We start from the raw sequence: 18,803 nt of genomic DNA, 5'->3' as shown, positions 1-18,803 counted from the left end.
AAGCATTCGTAACGTTAGCGTTGTGGCATGAAATTCGGCTGGCTCAAACGTTCCATGCCGCGTGGCCTCTACGGACGTGCGGCGCTCATTCTGGTCGTGCCCATCGCGGTCTTGGTCGTGGTGGTCTCGGTCGTTTTCATCCAGCGGCATTTCGAGGACGTGACGCGGCAGCTTACAAATGGCGTCGTGCTGGAACTGCGCGAGATTGTCGAACTGATCGACGGCGCGCCGGACATGGAAGCCGGGATGGCGGACATCGCCTCGCTTGTGGACACGCTCAATATGGATGTCTATCCCGCGTCGGAAGATCGCGAGGGCGTTCAGAGGGTGTTCTACGACGTCTCCGGGCTGGAGGTGGTAAAGACCTTGCGCGATGGGATCGACGATGTCCGCGCCGTGGATCTGAGCGGCTCGAGCCGGTGGGTGCAGGTGCAGATCGGGACAACGAAAGGCCCGGTCGATATACGGTTCCGCCGGCAACGCGCTTCGGCGTCCAACCCGCACCAGTTCCTCGTTCTGATGGCCACGATCGGGGTGCTTATGGCGTCCATCGCCTTTCTCTACCTGCGCAACCAGCTGCGGCCGATCACGCGGCTCGCGGATGCCGCCGAGGCCTTCGGCAAGGGGCAGGTGGTGCATTACAAAACCTCGGGCGCGCTGGAAGTGCGGGCGGCGGGGCGCGCTTTCCTCGATATGCGCGGCCGGATCCTGCGGCAGATCGAGCAGCGCACACTGATGCTGTCGGGGGTGAGTCATGACCTGCGGACCCCCCTGACGCGGATGAAGCTCACCCTGTCGATGATGCCCGAAGACGAGGAGACCGCGGCTCTGCAACAAGATGTGGCTGAGATGGAGATGCTGATCGATTCCTTTCTCGATTTCGCCCGCTCCGACCAGCTTGACGATCCCGAATCCGTCGTGCCGCAGGAGATCGCTCGACTGGTCGTGGAGAAAGCGCAAAGACAGGGCGGTTCGGTCGAACTCTGGAAGGTGCCCGAGGAGCAGCCAATTCTCATTCTGCGCCGCGCGGCGGTGGAACGCGCGCTGAGCAACCTGGTCGGCAATGCCATCCGCTATGCGGGGAAGGCGCGGGTGTCGGTGGAGCTGACGGAGCGGCGGGTGATCTATTGTGTCGAGGATGACGGGCCGGGCATTCCCGAAGAGTTCCGCGATGAGGCGATGAAACCCTTCGCCCGGCTCGACCCGTCCCGAAACCAGGATCGCGGCTCCGGCGTCGGGTTGGGGCTGGCCATCGCGCAGGACATAGCCCGTCGCCATGGCGGGACGTTGCGGCTGGGCGAGAGCGAGGAGATGGGCGGGCTGAAGGCGGAGCTGGTGCTGGCGCGCTAGGGGCGGGCATCATGTGCGCCCGCGTGACTGGCCTTGCCGCCATCCTCGGCCATGGCCGCGTTTTTCATCGCGCAATCAAGGACCGGACATTCCCGAGTTCCCGCTCACGACAACGCCGTTCCCTTACCTTACAGCATCCATTCGACCGGCAACCACCTGACAACAGAGGTCAGGGCGCGTTGAAACCCGTTGGTTTCCGGCTCGACGCTATGCGTCGTGGAGGTTCCGTCATTGTCTTCCTCGATCCAAACGAGGTCACCGTTATCCGTCCTTTCGACGCGATATGTGGAGTCGGTGTTGTCCAGTTGCGCGGCGAGCGTGGCGGCGATCGTGGGGCTTTCGATCAGCAAGCCCATCTCCGTGTTCAGGCGCGCGGAACGCGGGTCAAGATTGTAGGATCCGATGAACGCCCGTTTTCCGTCGGAGCCGAACATTTTCGCGTGCAGGCCCGACGCAGAGCCCGCCAGTAACTCGGGCAAACTGCGCTCACGATGTTCCTTTCGAAGGGCTCGAAGCTCCAGAAGCTCCACGCCGCTCTCCAGCAGGCCGTCCCGATACCCCATGTAGGCGGCATGCACCGGCATCACGTCTGTCGCATCGAGCGAGTTTGTCAAAACTCGAACCGTCACCCCGGAGCGAGCCAACCCCTCCAGGATTTCGGCTCCTCGGTCGCCGGGAATGAAATAGGCCGAGACGAGATCGAGGGAGCTCTTGGAAGCCTTCGCGAAGTCGATCAGGCGCTCGACCATCAATTCCCCGCTCTCGACCTGTCCCAGCCCCTTGGCCGGGTCATCGACGAAGAGCGTAACCTCACTCCATTCGAACGGGAGTTCTCGGGCGGCAAGTCGGTCGATGAGCTCGTTCTCAAGAACAGCTTTCTGATAGCCCGCGCCTGCAGCCGATTGGCGCGCGGCTTCAGCCAGGGCCTCTATGCGTTCCTCCTCGGATGGCTCCAGAAAAAGTTCGGCATCGTAGACGGAATCGCTGTTCCAGTAGGCATCGAAAGAGTCCGACACCTCGTCGACGATGGGACCAATCGCGATGGTATCGACATCAAGGTAATGCGTTCCCGATCCGTAGTCGAAATAGATGTCGCCAATATTGCGGCCCCCGACAATCGTGGCGACACCGTCGAAGGTCATGGACTTGTTGTGCATGCGCCGGTTCAGGCGCGTGAAATCAAAGGCGTAGGACAGCAATTTGGGGTCACGGAGCGTGAAAGGATTGAAAATGCGCACGTTGGCGGTCGGCAATGCGTCCAGTTCCGCCAACAACGCGTCCAGCCCGGAAATACCGTTGTCGTCAACCAGAAGGCGCACCCGCACACCGCGTTCGGCGGCCGAGCGAAGTTCGTCAAGGAGCATCAGGCCGGTAACGTCATCCTGCCAGATGTAATATTGCGCATCGATGGATGAGATGCTTTGCCGTGCGAGAATGACCCGCGCCGCAAAAGCCGCGCGCCCATCTCCCAGAGGACGCACGCCATCCAGCCCGGGATTGCGCTCCAGCGCGGGCTGGATGGTGCTGCCGAGCGGTCCAGACCAGGATGCAGGCTGCATTTCGACAGGTTCGGAGAAATTGGTGCTCGGCAGGGGAAACGCCAGTTTCAGCCCGATCACGCAAATCGCGATGGCCGCGATGAAATAGAGAGATACCTTGATCAGCCGCATGTCCCGCTCCGAGTTCGATCAGTCAGGGTATCGTCGCATTCAACGCTGGAGCATGGCCAGCCCGGTTTTCAAGATAACCCTCTGAATCCGGAATTCGATCATCGAATGTCGTATCCAATTGGGCTCCGTGGCGTTGTCTTGGACAGGTTTTCCTTCGACCTCCGGCCGGAAACCGGCGGCTCGCTGTTGCTGGTGAGGCGTCAGCGAACTTGCGCAGTCAACCCAATGACGGCAACGCGAAGCTCCCGTCGGCCAAGCTGGAAACAGACCCGCTGGCGCTGTTACCCTTTCCGGCTCAGGAATTCTCCCATGCGGTCCAGTGCGCGGGAGATGTTTTCCGCCGAGTTGGCATAGCTCAGTCGAATATAGCCCTCGCCCAGCACGCCGAAATCCGGCCCGCCGATGGTGGCCACGCCGGCCTCTTCCAGAAGGGCAGAGGCGAGCGGTTTGGCCTTCCAGCCGGTCTCGCCGACATTCGGGAAGGCATAAAAGGCACCCTTGGGCGTGATGCAGCTAACACCGGGGAGGGCGTTGAGGCCGTCCACCACGAGCGTTCGGCGCTTGTCGAATTCCGCCAGCATCGTGGCCACCGCGTCCTGCGGGCCGGTCAAAGCTTCGAGGGCGGCGAATTGCGCAGGTGCGTTGACGCAGGACCAGGCGTTGACCGCGAGCTTGCGCACCTTGTCATAGAGCCCGTCCGGCCAGACGGAATAGCCCAGCCGCCAGCCGGTCATGGCATAAGTCTTGGACCAGCCATTGAGCAGGATCAGGCGGTCGCGGATCTCGGGATAGTCGAGCAGGGTGACGTGTTGCTCGCCGTCATAGAGCATCTGGTCGTAGATCTCGTCCGACAGGATCGCGACCTGAGGATGCGCGGCGAGGCCCGCGACGAGCTTGTCGACCTCGGCCTTGGGCGTGACGCCGCCGCAGGGGTTGGCGGGCGAGTTGACGATGAGCAGGCGTGTCTCGGGCGTGATCAGCGCGAGCGTCTCCTCCGCCGAGAAGCCGAAGCCGTTCTCCTCGCGGATGGGCACCGGGATGGGGCGGGCGCCGGTAAACTCGATCATCGAGCGATAGATCGGAAAGCCGGGATCGGGATAGAGGATATCCGCGCCCGGCTCGCCGAACATCAGGATGGCGGAGAACATGGTGACCTTGCCGCCCGGCACAACGATGACGTTGTCGGGGTTCACCTCCGCGTTGAAGCGGCGATGCAGGTCGGCGGCGACGGCTGCGCGAAGCGGCGGGATGCCGACCGCCGGGGTATAGCCGTGCTGGCCGTCCTTGAGGGCCTTGATTGCAGCCTCGACGATATTGGGCGGCGTCGGGAAATCCGGCTGGCCGATGCCGAGATTGATGATGTCCTTGCCCTGCGCGGCAAGCTGGCCTGCGCGCGCCAGAACGGCGAAGGCGTTTTCCTCGCCGATACGGTCAAAGCCCGCGATTGTCTGCATGGTTGTTCCTTTACTGCTCGCGGGAAGGCCGCTGGCGCGACCTGCCTTCGGCGAGGATATTTTTGAACAGATGATGAGCCTAGGCGCTCCAGGCTTTCACGGACTGGTTCTGTTCGCCGAGCCCTTCGATGCCGAGGCGCATGGTGTCGCCGGGGCGCAGGAAGCGCTGCGGTTTCATGCCCATGCCGACGCCCGGGGGGGTGCCGGTGGAGATGATGTCACCCGGCATGAGCGTGATGAATTCGCTCAGGTGGCTGATGATCTCGGCCACGCCGAAGATCATCGTGGCGGTGTTTCCGGTCTGGCAGCGCTCGCCATTCACGTCGAGGAACATGTCGAGCGCCTGCGGGTCGGGCACCTCGTCGGCGGTGACGAGCCAGGGGCCAACCGGGCCGAAGCCGTCGCAGGATTTGCCCTTCACCCACTGGCCGCCGCGCTCGATCTGGTAGCTGCGTTCGGAGAGGTCGTTGACCACGCAGTAGCCGGCGACATGGTCCAGCGCGTCCTCGACGGAGACGTGTTGCGTCTTCTTGCCGATGACGACGCCAAGCTCGACCTCCCAGTCCATTTTCTGGGATCCCTTGGGGACGGTCACCGGATCATTGGCGCCGGTAGCCGGGCAGACCTTCATGAACAGGATCGGCTGTTCGGGGATCGCCATGCCGGCTTCCTCGGCGTGATCGGAATAGTTCAGCCCGATGCAGAAGATGCGTCGAATATCCGACAGGATCGGCGCGTAGTCCGGGGCGTTGAGGGCGGGCAGGGCGGCGAGGCCGGCTTCGGTGACGCTGGCCAGTTTGCCCTCGGCGAGGGAGTCGGCGCTCAGGTCTTGCATGAGCCCGGCAAGGCTGCGCGCCGTCCCTTCGGCGTCAATGGCGGCGGGGATGGTGCCGGTCTCGGTGCGGATTCGGCAAAACTTCATGGTTTTTCCTCCCGGGCGGTCAGCCGCCCTTGCGAATATGGAATTCCAGGTGACCTGCGCGCTCTGACTGCTCCAGCAGCGCGTGGCCGGCTTCGGTGCAGAAATGCGGGAAGTCGATCACGGCGGCCGGATCGTCCGCCAGAACGAGAAGTTCGGCGCCATCGGGCAAGGGTTTGAGCGCCTTGCGGGCCTTCAGAACCGGCAAGGGGCAGAGCAGGCCGCGGGCGTCGAGCGTGGTCGGATCCTTCATGGGGAAAATGTCTAGGGCCAGATCGGCGTGGCGTCTACAGGACATCCACGCCAATGTGACCGCTGGGGCCGTGACCTTTTGCGCGCGAGCGTCTAGAGCGGTGTGAAAGGAGAGGACATGTTCGGATTTGAAATCATCGACGCCGCGCTTTTGCCGGCCATGGCGATTGCCCTCGTGGCGGGGTTGATCTCGTTTCTGAGCCCTTGCGTGTTGCCGATCGTACCGCCTTACCTGGCCTATATGGGCGGCATCTCCATGTCCGACATGAGCGACGGCGGCACGGGACGGCGGCGGGTGATCCTGACAGCCCTGTTCTTCGTGATGGGGCTGTCGACCGTGTTCCTGTTCCTGGGCTTCACGGCCTCGGCATTTGGTGCGTTCTTTCTTCAGAACCAGCAGGTTTTCAACACGCTCGCGGGCCTGCTGGTGATGTTTTTCGGGCTACATTTCCTTGGCATTATTCGCATTCCCTTTTTGGAGCGCGAAGCGCGGCTAGATGCGGGCGACCGGGGCGGCTCCGCCTTTGGCGCCTATATCCTTGGGCTCGCCTTCGCCTTCGGGTGGACACCTTGCATCGGGCCGCAGCTCGGGGCGATCCTGTCGTTGGCGGCCTCCGAGGCGAGCATCACGCGCGGCACGCTGCTGCTGGCGGTCTATGCGGCGGGGCTTGGCATCCCGTTTCTGCTCGTCGCGGCGTTTTTCCCAAGCCTGACGGGCGTTATGGCCTGGATGAAGCGGCACATGGCGCAGATCGAACGGATCATGGGGTTGCTGCTCTGGACCATCGGATTGCTGATGCTGACGGGCGGCTTCAGCCAGTTCTCCTATTGGCTGCTGGAGACTTTCCCGGCGTTGGCACAGCTCGGTTGACGGGTCGCGATCAGCGCGGGTCCACCGATAGCCAGACCTTTCCATCCCGGTAGCCGCCGCGGATGACATGCTCCGGCTGCCTCAGTTCCGGGTACTCGTCCGCCCAATCTCGGAACCGGTCATTGCTGATGACGCGTGCGCCCATATCGCGCGCCGCGCCAAGCAGGACGGGGTCGGCCGGGACACCCTTGTCCACGACCAGGACCCTGCTCGGGGGCAGGCCGAGCTGGCGCGCCAGCGCCTTGTCTCCGCGATATTGGCCCTCGAGCTTGTAGCCGGCATTGGCATCGAAAACGACGCCTGGCCTCAAACCGAGCGCGGTGAGGCGGTCGATCACTTCGCGTACCGTTTCCAGGCGGGCCTCGCCATCCTTCCAATGCATGACGTTCGAACCATCCAGAACGACCACGTTCGCCGGGTGCCCTCGGCCCAGAATGGCCCGGACCAAGAGGTAGAGGCTTGCCAACGCCGCAGGTCCGGCAACCAGGAGCAGGTCGCCGAGTTCAGGACGCAGAAAGGAGAGGATTGCGGCCGCGAAAGCGATCAGGAAAAGCAGCAAGGGAACGATCATGGCGGCACCTTAGCCCTTCGCGCGCTGCGTGCAATCGGGGGGGCATTGGCGTTTGTCGAAGCGCCATCCCGGGATCAGTTGGCCCCTGCAATCTGGAAATTGACGCAAGGACAACCTGCTTCTAGGCTGAAAGGGCGCAAAGACAGGACAACCACCTTTATTGGGAGGCAAGGAAACGCATGTCAGATCGTCCATATGACGGAAATACCAACTACCAACGTACTTTTGAAACAGTTGCGGACCGCGCGGCGAATGCCGGGGTCAATCCCGGACAGACCAGGCAGCGATCCTATTCGGTCGAGCGGCGGTATCGGTCGGGGTCAATCGACCGGGTGCATATTCATGACAATGCCCGCAACGGAAACCGCCAGTTTCGGCATGTGATCGGCCATTGGAACCGGGACGGGGATTATGACGGACGTCCCCTGTAACAGGGCCATCGAAAAGACGCGCCGGCGGAACAACGGTTTTGCGGTGCACTAGAGACGAGAGCGCCCCGGCCTAATCAGGCCGGGGCGTCCGTTTGTTCTTCTCTGATCTCAAATGGCTCAGGCGGCGGCTTTCGCCAGGTTGCGCAGCACGTATTGCAGCACGCCGCCATTCTCGATGTAGTCGATCTCGACAGCGGTATCGATCCGGCATTTCAGTGTGATTTCAACCGTCTCGCCACCCGCGCGCGTGATCGTGCAGGGCACGTCCTGCAGCGGCTTCACGCCCACCAGGCCAGTGATCGCCACCGTCTCGTCGCCGGTCAGGCCCAGCGTCTTGCGGGTATCGCCGCCGGTGAACTCGAACGGGATGACGCCCATGCCGACGAGGTTGGAGCGGTGGATACGCTCGAAGCTCTCGGCGATCACCGCCTTGACGCCCAGCAGGTTGGTGCCCTTGGCCGCCCAGTCGCGGGAGGAACCGGCGCCGTATTGCTCGCCGCCAAAGATCACCAGCGGGGTGCCGGCCTTCTGGTAGGCCATGGAGGCGTCGTAGATCGACGTCATCTCGCCATCCGGGCCCTTGGTGTAGCCGCCTTCGACCCCGTCCAGCATCTCGTTCCTGATGCGGATATTGGCAAACGTGCCGCGCATCATGATCTCGTGGTTGCCACGACGCGAGCCGTAGGAGTTGAACTCCCGCGGGGCGACCTGCCGTTCGATGAGGTATCTGCCGGCCGGGGTGTCCTGCTTGAATGAGCCGGCGGGCGAGATGTGGTCGGTGGTGATCATGTCGCCCAGAAGGGCCAGAACCTTGGCGCCTTCGATATTCTCGATGGGCTTGGTCTCCATGCCCATTCCCCGGAAATAGGGCGGGTTCTGGATGTAGGTCGATTGCGCGGGCCAGTCATAGGTCTCGGCATCCGTGGTCTCGACCGCCTGCCATTTCTCGTCGCCCTTGAAGACCTCCGCATATTTCTTGCGGAAAGCTTCGCGCGTGACGGTCTCGTGCACCAGATCGGCGATCTCGGCATTGGAGGGCCAGATGTCCTTGAGAAACACGTCCTTGCCGTTCTGGTCCTGGCCGAGCGGCTCGGTGGTCAGGTCGATATTCATGTCACCGGCCAGCGCATAGGCGACAACCAGCGGCGGCGAGGCGAGGTAGTTGGCGCGCACGTCCGCGCTGATGCGACCTTCGAAGTTGCGGTTGCCCGAGAGCACCGCGGTGGCCACGAGGTCGCCTTCGCTGATCGCCTTGGAGATCTCCGGCTGGAGCGGGCCCGAGTTGCCGATACAGGTGGTACAACCGTAACCGACGAGGTTGAAGCCGATCGCGTCGAGATCCTCCTGCAGGCCGGCGGCCTCCAGGTACTCGGTCACGACTTGCGAGCCGGGGGCGAGGGACGTCTTCACCCAGGGCTTGCGGTTCAGGCCGAGCGCGCGCGCCTTGCGGGCCACGAGACCGGCGCCGATCATCACATAAGGGTTCGACGTGTTGGTGCACGATGTGATCGAGGCGATCACGACCTTGCCCGAGGACATGGTGTACGCCTCGCCCTCGACGGCAACTTCCTTGCCCGGCTCGCGCTTGAAGGCCTCGACCATTTCCCTGGCAAAGGCTTGCTTGGCGTTGGTCAGCGGCAGGTAGTCCTGCGGGCGCTTCGGGCCGGAAATGGCCGGAACGATGCTGCCCATGTCGAGTTCCAGCGTGTCGGTATAGACCGGCGCGTAATCGGCGCCGCGCCAGAAGCCGTTCTCCCTGGCGTAGGCCTCGACCAGCGCGATGCGGTCCTCGTCACGCCCCGTCTGGCGCAGGTAGCGCAGCGTTTCGTCATCGACCGGGAAGAAGCCGCAGGTGGCGCCGTATTCGGGGGCCATGTTGGCGATGGTGGCACGGTCGGGCAGGGGCAGTTTGTCGAGACCCTCGCCGTAGAATTCCACGAACTTGCCGACCACGCCCTTGACGCGAAGCATTTCGACGACCTTGAGCACGAGGTCTGTGGCGGTGGTGCCTTCGACCATCTCGCCGGTGAGCTTGAAGCCCACGACCTCCGGGATCAGCATGGAGATCGGCTGGCCGAGCATGGCGGCCTCGGCCTCTATGCCGCCCACGCCCCAGCCCAGAACGGCCAGACCGTTGACCATGGTGGTGTGGCTGTCCGTGCCCACGAGCGTATCCGGATAGGCGACCTCGCGGCCGGTCTGATCGGTGTCGGTCCAGACGGCCTGAGCGAGGTATTCGAGGTTCACCTGGTGGCAGATGCCGGTCCCCGGCGGAACGACGCGGAAATTGTTGAACGCCTTCTGGCCCCATTTGAGGAAGGTGTAGCGCTCCATGTTCCGCTCGTATTCGCGGTCCACGTTCATCTGGAAGGCGCGCGGGTTGCCGAACTCGTCGATCATCACGCTGTGGTCGATCACGAGGTCGACCGGGTTCAGCGGGTTGATCTGCTGGGCATTGCCGCCAAGGCCCTTGATGCCGTCACGCATGGCGGCGAGGTCGACGACGGCGGGAACGCCGGTGAAGTCCTGCATCAGCACGCGGGCGGGGCGATAGGCGATCTCACGCGGGTTCTGGCCGCCATTGGCGCCCCATTCGGCAAAGGCCTTGATGTCCTCGACGGAGACGGTGAAGCCACCGTCCTCGAAACGGAGCATGTTCTCCAGCACCACCTTGAGCGCGGCGGGAAGCCTGGCGAAATCGCCAAGCCCGGCGGCTTCGGCGGCGGGAATGGAGTAAAAAGAATATGTTTTTCCGCCGACAGTAAGATCCTTTCGGGTCCTGGCGGTGTCAGTGCCTACTTTGATCGGCATGTGTTGGCCTCCCTTTCAGGTCCAGGGCTTCGCTGTTTGCACGTTTGTCCGAGCCGGCGCCCTGCAATCAAGATTGCCATTGGCAGGAACGCTTTCAAGCCATCCCATGCCGGTCGCGGCCCCGGTTGCGGAATTGCCGGCGTCGTATTCGCGGGCCAACACTTCCGGCTGCACCCCGAAGCCGCCTTTGTGCGCCCTAGCAGTGGTGGGGAGAGCCTGTCGAACGGCTCCCGAAGTCTTCGCGCTTTGAGACCGTCCCGTTTTGCATGTAAGAGGATGTTCAAGCGCTATGCGGGCGGCTGATGGGGGCGCCACGACAAGTTTGTGACAACCTGTCGCGTCGTTTCTGTTGAAGATCAGATCGCTTTAGTATACCGTCGCATACAACAAGCTTGTCCCGGCTCGCCAGACGATTCTGAGATTCGGCGTTCAAGCTGCAACCTGACATCTGAACGGTGAGAAAAGACATGAGCTTGTACACTGAATACCTGGACGAAATCGGCACCCGCAAGGCGCAAGGCCTGCACCCCAAACCGATCGACGACGGAGCGCTCGTTGGCGAGTTGATCGAACAGATCAAGGATACCGGCAACGCGCATCGCGCCGACTCGCTGGAGTATTTCATCTACAACACCCTGCCGGGCACCACGAGCGCGGCGGGCGTGAAGGCGAAATTCCTCAAGGAGATCATTCTTGGCGAGGCCGTGGTCGCGGAGATCACGCCGGACTTCGCCTTCGAGCTGCTCTCGCACATGAAAGGCGGCCCCTCCGTCGAGGTTCTTCTCGACCTGGCGCTGGGCGACGACGCTGCCATCGCGGAGCAGGCCGCCGAGGTGCTCAAGACGCAGGTCTTCCTCTATGACGCGGATACCGCTCGTCTCGAGGCCGCCTACAAGGCCGGTAACAAGATCGCCCTTGGCATTCTGGAAAGCTACGCCAAGGCGGAGTTCTTCACCAAGCTGCCCGAGATCGACGAGGAGGTGAAGGTCGTTACCTATGTCGCCGCCGAAGGCGATATCTCCACCGACCTGCTCTCGCCCGGCAACCAGGCCCATTCCCGCTCCGACCGTGAGCTGCACGGAAAATGCATGATTTCCGAGACGGCGCAGAAGGAAATCGAGGCTCTGAAGGTCAAGCATCCCGAAGCGCGCGTCATGCTGATCGCCGAAAAAGGCACGATGGGCGTCGGCTCCTCGCGCATGTCGGGCGTCAACAATGTGGCGCTCTGGACCGGCAAGCAGGCCTCTCCCTACGTGCCGTTCGTGAATATCGCTCCGGTCGTCGCCGGCACCAACGGCATCTCGCCGATCTTCCTGACCACCGTCGACGTTACGGGCGGCATCGGGATCAACCTGAAAAACTGGGTCAAGAAGGTTGACGAGGACGGCAAGCCGATCCTCAACAATGACGGCAACCCGATCCTGGAGCAGAAATACTCCGTCGAGACGGGCACCGTCCTGACCATCAACACGAAGGAAAAGAAGCTCTTCAACGAAGACGGCTCCAAGGAGCTTGTCGACATGGCCGGCTCCTTCACGCCGCAGAAACTTGAATTCATGAAGGCCGGCGGCTCCTATGCCATCGTCTTCGGCAAGCGGCTGCAGACATTCGCCGCCGAAACGCTGGGTGTCGAGCCGACCCCGGTCTTTGCGCCCTCCAAGATCGTGACCAATGAAGGCCAGGGCCTGACCGCGGTTGAGAAGATCTTCAACCGCAACGCCGTGGGTGTTCCCGCCGGTACGGTCATGCATGCCGGCTCCGATGCCCGCGTGACGGTGAATATCGTTGGCTCGCAGGACACGACCGGCCTGATGACCAGCCAGGAACTCGAAGCAATGGCCGCCACGGTCATTTCGCCGAAGGTTGACGGCGCCTACCAATCCGGTTGTCACACGGCGTCGGTCTGGGATCTGAAGGCGCAGGCCAACACCCCGCGCCTGATGAAGTTCATGAGCGATTTCGGCCTGATCACCGGGCGCGACCCGAAGGGCGAATATCACGCCATGACGGACGTGATCCACAAGGTGCTCAACGACCTCACCGTGGATGACTGGGACATCACCATCGGCGGCGACAGCCACACGCGCATGTCCAAGGGCGTGGCCTTTGGTGCCGACTCCGGCACCGTGGCGCTGGCGCTGGCAACGGGCGAGGCCTCCATGCCGATCCCGGAATCGGTCAAGGTGACCTTCAAGGGCAAGATGGCCGACTACATGGATTTCCGCGACGTGGTGCACGCCACCCAGCAGCAGATGCTCCAGCAATGCGGCGACAACGTCTTCCAGGGCCGTGTCATCGAGGTGCATATCGGCACGCTGCTGGCCGACCAGGCCTTTACCTTCACCGACTGGACCGCGGAGATGAAGGCCAAGGCCTCGATCTGTATCTCCAATGACGAGACGCTGATCGGCTCGCTGGAACTGGCCAAGCATCGCATCGGCATCATGATCGAGAAGGGCATGGACAACGAAGTGGGCATGCTCCAGGGCCTGATCGACAAGGCGGACAAGCGTATCGCCGAGATCCGTTCCGGCGAGAAGCCGGCGCTGACCCCGGATGAAGACGCGAAATACTTTGCCGAAGTCGTGGTCGACCTGGATCAGATCGTCGAGCCGATGATCGCGGACCCGGATGTCAACAACGCCGATGTCTCCAAGCGCTACACCCACGACACCATCCGCCCGGTTTCCTTCTACGGCGCCGAGAAGAAGGTGGACCTGGGCTTCGTCGGCTCCTGCATGGTGCACAAGGGCGACATGAAGATCGTGGCCCAGATGCTCAAGAACCTGGAGAAGGAAACCGGCAAGGTCGAGTTCAAGGCCCCGCTCGTGGTTGCCGCTCCGACCTACAACATCATCGACGAGTTGAAGGAAGAGGGCGACTGGGAGATCCTGCAGAAATACTCGGGCTTCGAGTTCGACGATTTCATGCCCAAGACCGAGGCGCGCACCGAGTACGAGAACATCCTCTACCTCGAGCGTCCGGGCTGTAACCTCTGCATGGGCAACCAGGAGAAGGCCGCCAAGGGTGACACGGTGCTGGCCACCTCGACCCGCCTCTTCCAGGGCCGTGTCGTGGCCGACGCGCCCGAGAAGAAAGGTGAATCGCTGCTAGCCTCGACCCCGGTCGTCGTCCTCTCCGCCATTCTCGGCCGTACGCCGAGCGTCGAGGAGTACAAGCACGCCGTCGAAGGGATCGACCTGACCAAGTTTGCACCGCCGCTGGCGGCCCCCGCGACGTCCAGATCCGTCCATTTCTGACGGGGTGTGTAACGAGCGCTTCGCGGCCGCCGGGTTGACCCCGGCGGCCGTTTTTTGTTCCGGGTGGTACGTCTGCCGACGAAGGGGATGAATAACCGCTCCAATCCGCGCCGAGGCGGACTGATTCACGCAGACCCGCGGCAGGGGATTGCACGCCCGCACGCTCTGTCACAAAAAGACGGGCAGGCAGGGCGTGCCGGCGCGCAGGGGCGTGCAGGTGAGTCGCAGTGCTGGACGGGAGGGACACATGTCGGATCGAGACGCATCGGAAGAGATTTCGCTGAAGGAACAACTGGACCGGATCGAGCAGAAGGTGGACCGGATGCTCGGTCTCTACGATGCATTGGGCGATATCGCCGCCGGTCTGCCGCCGCGCCTGGTGGCGGCGCTGCACACCATGTCGCCGGCCGAGCATGTCGCCTTGCAGATGGTGCTGGATAACCGCTCCAACCACGAGATTTCCGTCTGCCTCGACGTGGAGGAGCCGCGCGTGGCCGAATGGGTGGACTCCGTGCTTGCCAAGCTAAACGTGAGCCGCCGGGCCGAGATCCGCAGGTTGATGCAGCCGCTGATGGCGGCCATCCCGCCCGAAAACTACGTGCGCGCCAGTGGCGGCATTCCCAAGGACTGGAACGACAAATACGGCGTTGGCGGCGTCCCGGATCCCTATCGGCGTATTTATCACCCGAATCCGGACTGACAGTCGCGCCATCCGTGAGCATTCGTTACCGAAATCCCACGGGTTCTTGATTGGCGGTTGCATGGCGCGGCGGCTAAGAAGGGCGTCAGCGAAGGACGAGAGGCGCCCTATGAAATCGAACCATCTGCTGGCGGGTATAGCAGCAACTGGCATGCTACTGGCACAGGCCGTTTCCGGTTGGGCCGAGACGGCAACGAACGATGCCAGTTCCTCTCTGGTCGTGGTCGAGCTGTTCACCTCGCAGGGCTGTTCCTCCTGTCCGCCGGCCGATGCGCTTTTGGCGCGTCTGGCCGAGCGCGCGGACATCCTGCCGCTGGCCCTGCATGTCGATTACTGGGATTACATCGGCTGGGCCGACAGTTTTGCCCGTCCCGAGCATACCAAGCGTCAGAAATCCTATGCTCGCGTGGTCGGCTCACACACGATCTACACACCGCAGATGGTGGTCGGTGGTGTTACCCATATCGTTGGTGCCAAGCCGATGGAGCTGGCCGAGGCGGTGATGGAACTGACGCCGGCCGCTTCGGCGATCAAGCTTAGCGCGGAGCGGAAGGGCGACATCGTTCACCTCTCGTCGCCGGCGCTGCCGCAGGGCGGGACCTACGCGGTGCAACTCGTGCGCTTTGTGCCCAAGAGCACGGTAGCCATAGAGCGGGGCGAGAACGCGGGCAAAACAATTTCCTATTCCAATATCGTGACCGACTGGGAAACTCTCGGCAAATGGTCCGGCGACGAGCCTCTCGCGCTCGAACTTCCGGTCGGAGGCCCCGAAGAGGGGGCCGTGATTGTGCAGGAGTGGGGATTCGGCCCGATTCTCGGGGCGTTGCGGCTGCCCTGACCGGCTTGGGCCGTTTGATCGCGGCGCGGACTTTCAACGAGATTTCTGACGGGGCAATTCTGCCGGGTGAAGGCCCGGCACCATGCCCTTGCCGCCCTGCCACTTCCGTTTCCAGCGGCGATGCAGCCAGAACCACTGTCCGGGATCTTCCACGATCCGCGCTTCGAGCGAGCGGTTGAAGGCCGCTGTCATCTCTTCCGGGGTGCCGGGCGGGATCGGCGCCTCCAGCACGAAACGGAAGCTGAGCCCGTCGGGCTGGCGAATGCCGTAGAAAGGAATCAGCGGGGCGTCCATCTTCAGCGCGAAGTCGGCAGAGGACAGCGCGGTGCGTGCCGGTCTGCCGAGGAAATCCATCTCGATCCCGCCACCGACATAGAGGTCGTTGAGGATGATCGCGGTGCCGCCGCCACGCATGTGGCGCAGCAGCCTGCCCATCCCCGCGCGACCCTGTTCGAAGAGCGGACCACGGCCGAGCGCGTCCACCGCATCGACATAATGCTGGTTCACGTACGGGTTCTGCATCGGCCGGTAGAGCCCGCCGGCGGACATGCCGCGCACTGTCAGGCAGATGAAGGCCATTTCGTGATTGCCGTAATGCCCGGTGATCAGGATCGCCGGTTTTCCGGCCGCCTGTGCCGCGCGAAGAACCTCCCATCCGGGCCCTTCAGGTTCGACATCCGCCATGCGCTGCGCCAGTTCCTGCATCGAGTAATGCTCGATCAGGGTGCGCCCGATATTGTCGGCGGCCGCGCGGGCGATGGCGCGGCGTTCCTCGAGCGGGCGGTCGGGCCAGACATGATCGAGATTGTCCAGCATGCGTTGTTGGAAATTGGGGATCGCGCGGGCGGCAGCCCGTGCCAGCGCGCCAAAGAGCGGCACGCGGCGCTTGTAGGGCAGGCGCAGCGCGCTCCAGATGGCCATGCGCAAGGCGCGGTCGACCAGCCACTGACCCGTGGTGCCGCCCGTCTCCGTATCGCTGCCGTGCTTGCGTGCCATAATGCTACCCCGCAGCGTGCAGACATATTCAAGCGCGCCGCCGATCTCAAGCCTGCGCGTGGTGTGAGGCAGCAGATTGGCGCCGCTCGGGGCGTCAACCTCTCGTCCGGTCGATCAATCGAGGGCGGGGTGAAGCGCGAACGGGTTCCCAACGCATCCGAAAACGCCTTGAGCCGTGCCCCGCAAGGATGCGCGGGTGCCGGTCTGGAAACTGCGCGATTACTCTTCTTCGGCCACGAGCAGCAACTCTCCCGCTTCGACAAGGCGTCGGATTTCGCCGACGACGGTGTTCATGGCTTCCTCGCCTGCCGTGTCCGCGACCGTCGCGGCCTCGCCGATCTCCTCGCGCAGTGCCTCGGCCATACGCTTGGACATGTTGTCCAGCACGTAGTCGCGTGCCTTTTCCATGTCCGCATTGCCGGCACAATACCCAAGCGCCTGTACCAGAACTGCCTGGTCGATGCCTCGCACGACGCGGGGGATGTCGCGCTCCGTGACGCGGCTGGGAATATTGGCGAAGGTGAAGATGGCCTTGCGCACCTCGGCTGCAAAGGCCCGATCGGTCTCGTCCAGCCCTTCGAGCACGTCGTCGCGGGTCGCGGCGCGACTGAAATTGAGAATGGCGCCGACGCGCTCCACCGGGTCCGCCTCGAAAGCCGAGACCGGCTCGGCATCAAGTTGGGAGGCGAGCGAAAGCCCTATGCGCTGCACCGTTTCCGGCAATACCTTCCCCGTGCGGGAGATTGCATAGGACAGCTCGCGCGCACGATGACCTGGCAGCATGCCGAGCAGGGTGGCAGCCTGCGAGACCGACAGTTTGGAGAGCATCACCGCACCGACCTCGGTGCTCTCCTCCTCCAGAACCTTCACCAGCCGCTCCGGAGCCAGCCCCGAGATCCGCTCCCAGGGGTCGCCCCGCGCGGCAACGCCCGCCTGGCGCCTCAGCCGTGCGGAAGTTGTCGGGCTGATATGGCCGTCCAGCAGGCCGAGCGCGCCCTCTATCCCGCCGGGAAAGGTCAGCCCGATCGAGTCCATCTCATCGACGAACTCGTCCACGACCGATTGCAGCGTGTCCCGGTCGATCGTCCGCATTTCTCCAAGCAATGACGTCAGGTCCGCTTGCTGGTCTTCGGTCAAGGCCTTGAGCGGAAGTTCGGCGCCTTCGGAGAGCAGCAACTGGACGATGACCGCAGCCTTTTGCTGGCGGTTCAGCCCCTTGCGTGCCACGGCCGGCATACGCGCCGCACACCGTGCGGGGGGCGGCGCGCCCGGAGCCCCAAGCCCGCCGATGGTCATGGGAATCGGTGTGATTTCTGTCGACACGTCCATCTCCTGCATGTCCTTGGACAGCAGGGTATCGTGATCGTTCTTAAAGCGGCGTTACCGGCCTCGCGGGGGCACCGCGAGACCGATGGAAATCAGCTCGTTGTCTGCTTTACACAGGCGCCCGAGGTGCCGTCATAGACATGTCCGTCCGGGCATTGGCTGACGCTCTGGTCGCGGTGCTCCCAACTGCATTCCGCCAGCGCGGCGGCGGGCAGCAGGCCAAGAAGGAAGGCGGCGGCAATAGCTTTCAAATGCATTCTGAATCTCCCTGTTCGTGCGTGACGTAAGGGTAGCACGGAAACGCGCGGGGTCAAAACGCCGCGGATCTCTGCCCGGATCCGAGACCCGCCGGGAAGGCGTCAATGGCCATTGCGCCGGGGACACGTTCGACAAGGATGCCTTCCTCATCAAGCGCCTCGAACGGCTCGAATTGCGCCATGCCCGGCGTGTCGGCCAGCAGGTAGACGACGCTGCGCCCATGCCGCGCTTCGGTCGCAATGCGTTGCTCCAACCGTTCCCGGGGCCAAGCCAGCGCGGCACCCGGCTCGGGAAGATGCACGCGCTCGGCATCGCGGCGCGCCTGTTCGAGAATGGCCGGCGCGACCTCGGGGGCGACGAAAATGATGTCGGCCTCCTGCAGGCGCTGCACGGCCCGAAGGGTCAGCAGATCGGCATCGCCGGGGCCGGCGCCGACAAGGCTGACTGCGCCCTTGCGACGGGTCTGTGGGTCGTGCCCCTCGGCAATCGCCTGCTTGAGAAGCCGTGCCGCCCGGTGCTCGGAGCCACGGGCGTGAAGCCGCCGCGGCTCGCCCGCGAACATCCAGCGCCAGAAACCGCGCCGCGCCTCGGGCGCGACGTGATGGGCCACCGCCTCGCGCAGACGGCCGGCCAGCCGCGCCATGTCGCCAAGGCGCGGCTCCAGCAGCTCCTCCACCTGGGTCTTGATCATGCGGCCCAGAACCGGTGCATTGCCTTCGGTGCCGATGGCCACCACGACCGGGTCGCGGTCGACAATGGACGGGGTGTAGGCATCGCAGAGATCGGGCTGGTCGACGACATTCACCAGCACGCCGGCTTCCTTGGCCAACGCTTGCAGCGCCGCGTCCAGCCCCACGCACCCCGTCGCGATGAAGACCAGCGCGGCGCCGTAGAAGCTCCTGACACCGGGGGCGCCGGTGTCGTGGCGGGCGCGGCCGGTGGCGACGAGATCCTGCAACTCCTCGTCAAGCTCCTGCGAGAGCAACACGATCTCTGCCTCGGTCTTGAGCATGAGCCGGGCCTTCTGGGCCGCCTGCTCGCCGCCGCCGGCGATGACAACGCGGCGGTCCTGCATTTTGAGGAACATGGGGAACGT

16 protein-coding genes are annotated in these 18,803 nt (G+C 63.5%); 6 read left to right on the top strand and 10 right to left on the bottom strand.

The features are described 5' to 3' along the window. The first annotated feature begins 27 nt into the window (after window positions 1–27). Entirely contained in the window at window positions 28–1,350 is a 1,323-nt protein-coding gene (locus AX756_RS08060; protein ID WP_068309944.1) for an ATP-binding protein, read from the top strand. A gap of 128 nt (window positions 1,351–1,478) precedes the next feature. Here AX756_RS08060 and AX756_RS08055 read toward each other — a convergent pair whose 3' ends face one another. The 4 genes from AX756_RS08055 to AX756_RS08040 form a co-directional block, all read right to left on the bottom strand. Then, window positions 1,479–3,020: a phospholipase D family protein gene (locus tag AX756_RS08055; protein ID WP_068309943.1), complete on the bottom strand. Its 1,542-nt coding sequence runs from the start codon at window positions 3,018–3,020 to the stop codon at window positions 1,479–1,481. 281 nt (window positions 3,021–3,301) lie between these two features. Continuing rightward, window positions 3,302–4,474 (bottom strand): pyridoxal phosphate-dependent aminotransferase, encoded by a 1,173-nt coding sequence (locus AX756_RS08050; RefSeq protein ID WP_068309942.1) that lies wholly within the window; start codon window positions 4,472–4,474, stop codon window positions 3,302–3,304. A 79-nt stretch (window positions 4,475–4,553) separates the two neighbouring features. Further along, window positions 4,554–5,396, bottom strand: a complete 843-nt coding sequence (locus AX756_RS08045) for a fumarylacetoacetate hydrolase family protein (protein ID WP_068309941.1) — start codon at window positions 5,394–5,396, stop codon at window positions 4,554–4,556. A 19-nt stretch (window positions 5,397–5,415) separates the two neighbouring features. After that, entirely contained in the window at window positions 5,416–5,646 is a 231-nt protein-coding gene (locus AX756_RS08040) for a sulfurtransferase TusA family protein (protein ID WP_068310127.1), read from the bottom strand. Window positions 5,647–5,763: 117 nt separating this feature from the next. Between AX756_RS08040 and AX756_RS08035 the strand changes: the two genes are divergently transcribed. Continuing rightward, entirely contained in the window at window positions 5,764–6,516 is a 753-nt protein-coding gene (locus tag AX756_RS08035) for a cytochrome c biogenesis CcdA family protein (protein WP_068309940.1), read from the top strand. Between the two features lie 10 nt (window positions 6,517–6,526). Here AX756_RS08035 and AX756_RS08030 read toward each other — a convergent pair whose 3' ends face one another. Next, on the bottom strand, window positions 6,527–7,087 hold the full coding sequence (locus AX756_RS08030) for an NYN domain-containing protein (protein ID WP_068309939.1): 561 nt from the start codon (window positions 7,085–7,087) through the stop codon (window positions 6,527–6,529). Window positions 7,088–7,266: 179 nt separating this feature from the next. Here AX756_RS08030 and AX756_RS25570 point away from each other — a divergent pair, with 179 nt between their 5' ends. Continuing rightward, on the top strand, window positions 7,267–7,518 hold the full coding sequence (locus AX756_RS25570; RefSeq protein ID WP_156461425.1) for a hypothetical protein: 252 nt from the start codon (window positions 7,267–7,269) through the stop codon (window positions 7,516–7,518). 117 nt (window positions 7,519–7,635) lie between these two features. On the opposite strand, the gene acnA is transcribed toward AX756_RS25570, so the two are convergent. Next, the gene (gene acnA / locus AX756_RS08025; RefSeq protein WP_068309938.1) at window positions 7,636–10,329 is read right to left on the bottom strand and encodes an aconitate hydratase AcnA; all 2,694 of its coding nucleotides are present in this window, start codon (window positions 10,327–10,329) and stop codon (window positions 7,636–7,638) included. A gap of 467 nt (window positions 10,330–10,796) precedes the next feature. On the opposite strand from acnA, the gene AX756_RS08020 reads away from it, so the two are divergent. From AX756_RS08020 to AX756_RS08010, 3 genes are all read left to right on the top strand, one after another. Beyond that, window positions 10,797–13,589 carry a bifunctional aconitate hydratase 2/2-methylisocitrate dehydratase gene (locus AX756_RS08020; RefSeq protein WP_068309937.1) on the top strand — a complete coding sequence of 931 codons (2,793 nt, stop codon included), beginning with the start codon at window positions 10,797–10,799 and terminating at the stop codon, window positions 13,587–13,589. Window positions 13,590–13,836: 247 nt separating this feature from the next. Next, a complete protein-coding gene (locus AX756_RS08015) occupies window positions 13,837–14,289 on the top strand; it encodes a helix-turn-helix domain-containing protein (RefSeq protein WP_068309936.1) in 453 nt (150 codons plus the stop codon). A gap of 109 nt (window positions 14,290–14,398) precedes the next feature. Further along, window positions 14,399–15,127: a DUF1223 domain-containing protein gene (locus AX756_RS08010; RefSeq protein WP_231701009.1), complete on the top strand. Its 729-nt coding sequence runs from the start codon at window positions 14,399–14,401 to the stop codon at window positions 15,125–15,127. A 33-nt stretch (window positions 15,128–15,160) separates the two neighbouring features. Here AX756_RS08010 and AX756_RS08005 read toward each other — a convergent pair whose 3' ends face one another. The 4 genes from AX756_RS08005 to AX756_RS07995 all read right to left on the bottom strand — a co-directional run bounded on the left by AX756_RS08005 (window position 15,161) and on the right by AX756_RS07995 (window position 18,794). Further along, on the bottom strand, window positions 15,161–16,123 hold the full coding sequence (locus AX756_RS08005) for a lysophospholipid acyltransferase family protein (protein ID WP_082739004.1): 963 nt from the start codon (window positions 16,121–16,123) through the stop codon (window positions 15,161–15,163). A 219-nt stretch (window positions 16,124–16,342) separates the two neighbouring features. Next, entirely contained in the window at window positions 16,343–17,446 is a 1,104-nt protein-coding gene (locus tag AX756_RS08000) for a flagellar motor switch protein FliG (protein WP_231701008.1), read from the bottom strand. Between the two features lie 95 nt (window positions 17,447–17,541). Continuing rightward, window positions 17,542–17,706, bottom strand: a complete 165-nt coding sequence (locus tag AX756_RS25565; RefSeq protein WP_156461424.1) for a hypothetical protein — start codon at window positions 17,704–17,706, stop codon at window positions 17,542–17,544. A gap of 53 nt (window positions 17,707–17,759) precedes the next feature. Further along, entirely contained in the window at window positions 17,760–18,794 is a 1,035-nt protein-coding gene (locus AX756_RS07995; protein ID WP_068309935.1) for an NAD(P)-dependent oxidoreductase, read from the bottom strand. Window positions 18,795–18,803: the final 9 nt, after the last annotated feature.

It is taken from the genome of Aliiruegeria sabulilitoris, assembly GCF_001558155.1.
In the GTDB taxonomy this organism is placed as follows: Bacteria; Pseudomonadota; Alphaproteobacteria; order Rhodobacterales; family Rhodobacteraceae; genus Tropicimonas; species Tropicimonas sabulilitoris.
This window is presented reverse-complemented; position numbering and strand designations above follow the sequence as displayed.